This window comes from Mesorhizobium sp. M7A.F.Ca.CA.004.06.1.1, from assembly GCF_003999135.1.
GTDB lineage: Bacteria > Pseudomonadota > Alphaproteobacteria > Rhizobiales > Rhizobiaceae > Mesorhizobium.
The window spans coordinates 1-7,256 of sequence record NZ_RZPQ01000256.1 but is presented as its reverse complement, the minus strand read 5'-3'; the positions used below and the strand labels follow the sequence as shown (position 1 = coordinate 7,256).

At 62.6% G+C, this 7,256-nt stretch carries 7 protein-coding genes; 6 read left to right on the top strand and 1 reads right to left on the bottom strand.

Going from position 1 to position 7,256, the window contains the following annotated elements; genetic code table 11:
- Positions 1-722, top strand: a 722-nt coding sequence (locus EN906_RS16780; protein ID WP_164767120.1) for an ABC transporter permease, incomplete at its 5' end; no start/stop codon positions are given.
- Between the two features lie 237 nt (positions 723-959).
- Positions 960-3,101 (top strand): sodium-translocating pyrophosphatase, encoded by a 2,142-nt coding sequence (locus EN906_RS16775; protein ID WP_127267856.1) that lies wholly within the window; start codon positions 960-962, stop codon positions 3,099-3,101.
- 278 nt (positions 3,102-3,379) lie between these two features.
- On the opposite strand, the gene EN906_RS16770 is transcribed toward EN906_RS16775, so the two are convergent.
- Complete coding sequence (locus tag EN906_RS16770; protein WP_127267855.1) at positions 3,380-3,892, bottom strand: outer membrane protein assembly factor BamE; 513 nt, start codon at positions 3,890-3,892, stop codon at positions 3,380-3,382.
- Between the two features lie 114 nt (positions 3,893-4,006).
- Here EN906_RS16770 and EN906_RS16765 point away from each other — a divergent pair, with 114 nt between their 5' ends.
- From EN906_RS16765 to EN906_RS16750, 4 genes are all read left to right on the top strand, one after another.
- On the top strand, positions 4,007-4,555 hold the full coding sequence (locus tag EN906_RS16765) for a ubiquinol-cytochrome C chaperone family protein (protein WP_127267861.1): 549 nt from the start codon (positions 4,007-4,009) through the stop codon (positions 4,553-4,555).
- Positions 4,552-5,100, top strand: coding sequence for a DUF177 domain-containing protein (locus EN906_RS16760; RefSeq protein ID WP_027162417.1), 549 nt, complete (start codon positions 4,552-4,554; stop codon positions 5,098-5,100). The genes EN906_RS16765 and EN906_RS16760 overlap by 4 nt, the downstream gene beginning before the upstream one ends.
- 113 nt (positions 5,101-5,213) lie before the next feature.
- The gene (plsX, locus tag EN906_RS16755) at positions 5,214-6,284 is read left to right on the top strand and encodes a phosphate acyltransferase PlsX (RefSeq protein ID WP_127272087.1); all 1,071 of its coding nucleotides are present in this window, start codon (positions 5,214-5,216) and stop codon (positions 6,282-6,284) included.
- Positions 6,285-6,293: 9 nt separating this feature from the next.
- Positions 6,294-7,256, top strand: a 963-nt coding sequence (locus EN906_RS16750; RefSeq protein WP_164777203.1) for a beta-ketoacyl-ACP synthase III, incomplete at its 3' end; no start/stop codon positions are given.

The following is a 7,256-nucleotide window of genomic DNA, read 5'->3' as shown; positions in this document are numbered from 1 at the left end:
GGCTAGCATTGGTGGTGCTGCTTGTCGCCTTCGTCACCAATCCCGGGTGGTTCGTGCCGCTGCTGAAGCCGCTGACCGAAAACAACGCGCCGGTGATCTACAACCAGGGCAGCCTGCTGACGCTGACCCTGCTGCACTTACGCACGGTTCTGATCGCCACCGTGGCGGCAACCATCGTTGCGGTGGCGCTTGCCATCCTGGTCACCAGGCCGGCCGGCGCCGAATTCCTGCCGCTATCGCGCAGCCTCGTCAACATCGGTCAGACCTTTCCGCCGGTGGCGGTGCTGGCGCTTGCCGTACCGGCCGTCGGCTTCGGCGAGAAGCCGACACTGATCGCCCTGTTTCTCTATGGCCTGCTGCCGATTTTCGAGAATGCACTGACCGGTCTGACGACGCTGCCGGCCAATGTCGTCGAGGCGGCGCGCGGCGCCGGCATGACCGGTTGGCAAAGGCTCACCAAGGTCGAGCTGCCGCTCAGCGCCCCGATCATTCTCGGCGGCATCAGGCTGTCGGTGGTGATCAGTCTTGCCACCGCGACCATCGGTTCGACCGTGGCAGCCAAAACGCTGGGCGAAGTGATCATCGCCGGGCTGTTGTCCAACAATCTCGCCTTCATCCTGCAAGGCGGCCTGATCGTGGCAGCGCTTGCCGTGCTGATCTATGACGGTCTGTCGGCGATCGAGCGCTACACGGCGCGCCGCATGGGCCGGGGAGCCGAGTAGGGGCGTCCTGCGTCAGGCCAATTTCAATCGATCTAATAGAGGGTGCTGACAGCAGTCGTCGCCTGGCCCAAACCATTTGGGCGAAAGCCGGGCAAAAACCGAACAATATCTTGACGTTCGCAGCCCTGTTTCGCATACACCGATGCGAAGAGGCGGATTCCGTGCTCGGAATCCGGTCTTTGTCTCAACGGCCCAGGGAGGGGTTCTTTTGGGCCATCAATCGAGGAAAATCCGGCAATGACAATTATTTCCGCCGTCATCGCCTGCGGCCTGCTTTCAATCCTTTACGCCATCTGGGCGACACGTTCGGTCCTTGCGGCCGATCAAGGCAATGCACGCATGCAGGAAATCTCCGCGGCTATCCGCGAGGGCGCACAAGCCTATCTGGCGCGTCAGTACACCACCATCGCCATCGTTGGCGTCGTCGTCCTCGTGCTCGCCTGGTGGCTGCTGTCCATCACCGCCGCGATCGGCTTCCTGATCGGTGCGGTGCTTTCGGGCGCCGCCGGCTTCATCGGCATGCATGTCTCCGTTCGCGCCAACGTTCGTACGGCGCAAGCCGCATCGAACAGCCTCGCTGCCGGCCTCGACATCGCGTTCAAATCGGGCGCCATCACCGGCATGCTGGTTGCTGGCCTGGCCTTGCTCGGCGTGTCGATCTACTACCTCATCCTGACCCACTTCATGGGCCTCCAGCCCAATGACCGCATCGTCATCGACTCGCTGGTCTCGCTCGGCTTCGGCGCATCGCTGATCTCGATCTTCGCCCGTCTCGGCGGCGGCATCTTCACCAAGGGCGCCGACGTCGGCGGCGATCTCGTCGGCAAGGTCGAAGCCGGCATTCCCGAAGATGATCCGCGCAACCCGGCCACCATCGCCGACAATGTCGGCGACAATGTCGGCGACTGCGCCGGCATGGCCGCTGACCTGTTCGAAACCTATGCGGTGACCGTCGTCGCCACCATGGTTCTGGCTGCCATCTTCTTTGGCGGCACCGCCGTTCTGGGTGCGGCCATGCTTTATCCGCTCGCCATCTGCGGCGCCTGCATCCTCACCTCGATCGTCGGCACCTTCTTCGTCAAGCTCGGTTCCAACGGCTCGATCATGGGCGCGCTCTACAAGGGCCTGATCGTCACCGGCCTGCTGTCCATCGTCGGCCTCGGCGTCGCCACACAGGTGACGCTCGGCTGGGGCGAGATCGGCACAGTCGCCGGCATGGTCATCACCGGCAAGAACCTGTTCATATGCGGCCTGATCGGCCTCGTGGTGACCGGTCTCATCGTCGTCATCACCGAGTACTACACCGGCACCAACAAGCGCCCGGTCAACTCCATCGCTCAGGCGTCGGTCACCGGTCACGGCACCAACGTCATCCAGGGCCTTGCGGTCTCGCTGGAATCGACGGCGCTGCCGGCGATCGTCATCGTCGGCGGCATCATCTCGACCTATCAGCTTGCCGGCCTCTTCGGTACGGCGATCGCGGTCACGACGATGCTCGGTCTTGCCGGCATGATCGTTGCGCTCGACGCCTTCGGCCCGGTCACCGACAATGCCGGCGGCATTGCCGAAATGGCCGGCCTGCCCAAGGAAGTGCGCCAGTCCACCGACGCGCTCGACGCGGTCGGCAACACCACCAAGGCGGTGACCAAGGGCTACGCCATCGGTTCGGCCGGTCTCGGCGCACTGGTGCTGTTTGCCGCCTACTCGAACGACCTGAAGTTCTTTGCCGCCAATGGCGACAAATATCCCTACTTCCAGGGCATGGGCGAGATCTCCTTCGATCTCTCCAACCCCTACGTCGTCGCCGGCCTGATCTTCGGCGGCTTGATCCCATATCTGTTCGGCGGCATCGCCATGACGGCCGTCGGCCGCGCGGCGGGCGCCATCGTTGAGGAAGTGCGCAAGCAGTTCCGCGAGGATCCGGGCATCATGGCCGGCACCTCGAAGCCGAACTACGCACGCGCGGTCGATCTGCTGACCAAGGCGGCGATCCGCGAGATGATCATCCCGTCGCTGCTGCCGGTGCTGGCACCGCTCGTGGTCTATTTCGGCGTGCTGTTGATCTCGGGCTCGAAGGCGTCCGCCTTTGCAGCGCTGGGTGCCTCGTTGCTCGGCGTCATCGTCAATGGCCTGTTCGTCGCCATCTCGATGACCTCTGGCGGCGGTGCCTGGGACAACGCCAAGAAGTCCTTCGAAGACGGCTTTGTCGACAAGGACGGCGTCAAGCATCTCAAGGGTTCCGAGGCGCACAAGGCTTCGGTGACAGGCGACACGGTCGGCGATCCCTACAAGGACACCGCTGGCCCGGCCGTCAACCCGGCGATCAAGATCACCAACATCGTCGCGCTCTTGCTGCTGGCCGTGCTCGCGCACGGCTGATCAAGGCTTCAGCCCGAAAAAACCCGCGGGAGCGATCCCGCGGGTTTTTTGTTGAGGCAAGCCAAACTATCCTTCAGCGCTCGCTTTCGCCCGGTCTTCGCAATGCGTGCGCTGGCACCTTATGCCGGGCCCAGCGTCGTGTTTTCAGTGGTGGCCACTGCAGCATGCCAGTGGCCGTGCCCTGACTGGTGACCCATAACAAAAACCCGCAGGATCGCTCCCGCGGGTTTTTGGTCGCCTGAGATGACGAGGCTTCCGGGAATGGAAGCCGAAGGGAACTAGACGCCGCCGCCGGGAATGCCGGGCGCCAGCTTGCTGGCACCGTTGATGACCTGGCTGAGGAAGTTCTGGTCCTTGCCGCCGGTCGGTGTGGTGCGCGAGATGAAGTCGAACATCTTGCCATCCTTCTTCCCGTAATTGGCGATCTGGGTGACACGGCCATCGGCGCCGAAATAGACAGCCAGCACATGCTGGTCAATGAGCCGTGGCTTGTCGAAGGCGACGTAGCGCTTGCGCGTCTGCGAAATGTAATAGAATGCCTCGTTGTCGAAGGTCGCGGTCGTCGACGGCGTGCCGAGCGCCAGAAGCACCTGCTCGCGGCTCGAACCGACCGGCACCAGGTCGATTGCCTGCTGGTCTATGACGTAACCTTGCGTCAGCGTCTCGCTCGGGCTGAGATCGCCCATCATCTTGGAGGTGTGGCAGGCGGACAGTGCCGAAACGATCATCAGCAGCGAGATCGCGCCGGCGGGCCTGGACGAGAAGGTCGACTTGAAATTCAGCGCGCGCAACAACAACTCCATTAGCTGGCCGCAACTTGCGCTGGGCCGCGAAACCGGTAAACCAGCTTGCTTGCCGATGCAACAAGCCCACTTCAACAAACGGTCCCCAGGAGACCATCCCCAATGTTCCAGCGCTTTTTTGGCCGCGAACGCTACGCCAACCGCGCTATCACCGAGGCGCTTTACGCACAAATCGTGGCGGCGGCGCGGCAGACTGTGTTTTATTCCCACTGGAATGTGCCAGATACGCCGCTTGGCCGTTTCGAGATGCTGTCGCTGCACATGTTCCTGTTCCAGCACAGGTTGCGCGGGGAGAGCGGTGCGGCGCAAGAGGTCGCCCAGGTGCTGATCGACGAGTTCTTCCTTGACGTCGACCATTCGTTGCGGGAATTGGGCATTGGCGACGTTGGCGTGCCCAAACGCATGAAAAAACTGGCAAAGATGTTTTATGGCCGTACCGCTGCCTATGATGATGCCCTGGAAAGAAACGACCATGACGGGCTGACCGCGGCTCTTGCCCGCAATGTCCGGCCCGACACGGGCGCCTGGGCGGAAGCATCGCTGCTGGCCAACTATGTTACCGACGCGCGCAGTCATCTGGCCGCGCAGCCATCCGAATCGATTGTCTCCGGCACGCTGACCTTTCCCGCCGCCAAGGAGGTTGAACAATGAAGCATGTTGACCCGCAAAGCCCGGTCTCCTTCCGCGCCAACATTACGCGCCTGCCGCAGAAGGGCCTGCCGCTGGTTATCGAGGCCGATGCCGCACAGCGTGCGGCACTGGCCGAGGAGCACGGGCTGATTTCGGTCGAATCCTATCGCGCCGAGCTTCTGGTCGCGTCATGGAAGCGCAATGGCGTGAAGATCAGCGGCCGCGTCGAGGCCGACATCACTCAGGCCTGCATCGTCACGCTCGAGCCTGTCGAAGCACATATCGACGAACCGGTCGAAGCGCTGCTGCTGCCCGAGGATTCCAAGCTCGGACGGCAGGGCTTCGATGGTGGCGGCGAGATCCTGCTCGATGCGGAAGGCCCTGACAGTCCAGAGACATTTTCCGGTGACACGATCGATGTCGGGGCACTCGCCGAACAGTATTTCGGGCTCGCCATCGACCCCTATCCGCGTAAGCAGGGCGCATCGCTCAATGCCGGCAGCGAGACCGAACCGGCGGAGAATGAATTTCAGCAAAAACTGCGATCCTTGCTGGGAAAATCCTGAAAAGCTCGCCCGCGACGGAAAAGTCGGTTGTGCGGCAGCCCAAAACCGTTATTTTCGCCGAACCTTCGCGGTCGCTCAAGCGACCTGCCGCCTAACCGTGAGATAAATACCGCGTGATCAGGATTTCCATCGATGCCATGGGCGGCGATCACGGACCAGCCGTGGTCATACCAGCGCTCATGACGGTCGCGACCCGTCGTCCCGACATCCGCTTCGTCATCTTCGGGCGTGAGGAAGTCGTGCGCCCCGAACTTGCCAAATTTCCCAAGCTCGCCGAGATCAGCGAATTCTTCCATTGCGAAGTTGCGGTCAGGATGGACGACAAGCCGAGCCAGGCGCTGCGCCACGGCCGCTGGAAGTCATCGATGTGGAAGGCCGTCGAAGCGGTCAAGGCCGGCACAGCCGACGCCTGCATTTCCGCCGGCAACACCGGCGCGCTGATGGCGATGTCGAAATTTTGCCTGCGCACCATGGCCACCATCGATCGCCCAGCAATCGCAGCCCTTTGGCCAACATTGCGCGGCGAAAGCGTGGTGCTGGACGTCGGTGCGACCATTGGAGCCGATGCGCAACAGCTCATTGATTTTGCCATTCTCGGCACCGGCATGGCGCGCTCGGTCTTCGGCATAGCCCGGCCCAGCGTCGGCCTGCTCAATGTCGGCGTCGAGGAGATCAAGGGCCAGGAAGAGGTCAAGGAGGCCGGGCGCATGCTGCGCGAAGCCAACATGGCCTCGATGAACTATCACGGTTTCGTCGAGGGTGACGATATCGGCAAGGGCGTGGTCGACGTCGTCGTCACCGAAGGCTTTGCCGGCAACATCGCGCTGAAGACGGCGGAAGGCACGGTGCGCCAGATCGGTGGCTATCTGCGCGCGGCGATGAGCCGGACTCTGATGGCCAGGATCGGCTACATCTTCGCCAAGGGCGCCTTCGATCGCCTGCGCGAAAAGATGGATGTCGGCCGGTCCAACGGTGGCGTTTTCCTGGGGTTGAGCGGCATCGTCGTCAAAAGCCATGGCGGTGCTGATTCTGATGGGTTCGCCGCCGCGATCGAACTCGGCTATGACATGGTCCGCAACAACCTCCTCGACCGCATCGAGGCCGATCTGGACCTGTTTCATGCGCGCAACCCGCGTGCCCTGTCATCTAGGAAATCCGACGTCGTCACCGACGCAAAGGAATAGGAAAGAACTTTGATCAGATCAGTCGTGCGCGGCACGGGCGCCGCGCTGCCCCGCCGAATCATGAAGAATGCCGATTTCGAAGGCATGGTCGAGACCTCCGATGAGTGGATCGCCCAGCGTACCGGTATTCGCCAGCGCCATATCGCTGGTGACGACGAGACCACGGCTTCGCTGGGGGAAGCAGCGGCACGTGCCGCACTTGCCAATGCCGGCCTCACGCCAGTCGACATCGATCTGATCGTGCTGGCGACCTCGACGCCCAACAACACATTCCCGGCCACTGCCGTCGAGATCCAAAACCGGCTCGGCATGCATCACGGCTTTGCCTTCGACCTGCAGGCGGTCTGTTCGGGCTTCGTCTATGCCGTGACCACCGCCGATCTCTACATCCGCGGCGGCCTGGCCAAGCGTGTCCTGGTGATCGGTTCGGAAACATTCTCGCGCATCCTCGATTGGAGCGACCGCTCGACCTGTGTGCTGTTCGGCGACGGCGCCGGTGCCATGATCCTGGAAGCAGGCGAGGGGACGGGCGCGATCGCCGACCATGGCGTTCTGGCGGCCAGCCTGCGCTCCGACGGCACGCACAAGGACAAGCTTTTCGTCGACGGCGGGCCGTCGACCACGGGTACGGTCGGCCACCTCCGGATGGAGGGCCGCGAAGTCTTCAAGCATGCGGTCGGCATGATCACCGACGTGATCGAGGCGACGTTCGCGCAAGCGGGTATCTCAGCCGATGATCTCGACTGGTTCGTGCCCCACCAGGCCAATAAACGAATTATTGACGCTTCCGCCAAGAAGCTCGGGATAGCTGAGCAAAAGGTGGTGGTTACGGTCGATTTGCACGGTAACACCTCGGCTGCTTCCGTGCCGTTGGCGCTGTCGGTGGCCGTCGCCGACGGCCGCATCAAGAAGGGCGATCTCGTCCTCCTGGAAGCGATGGGCGGTGGCTTCACCTGGGGCGCTGTCCTGGTT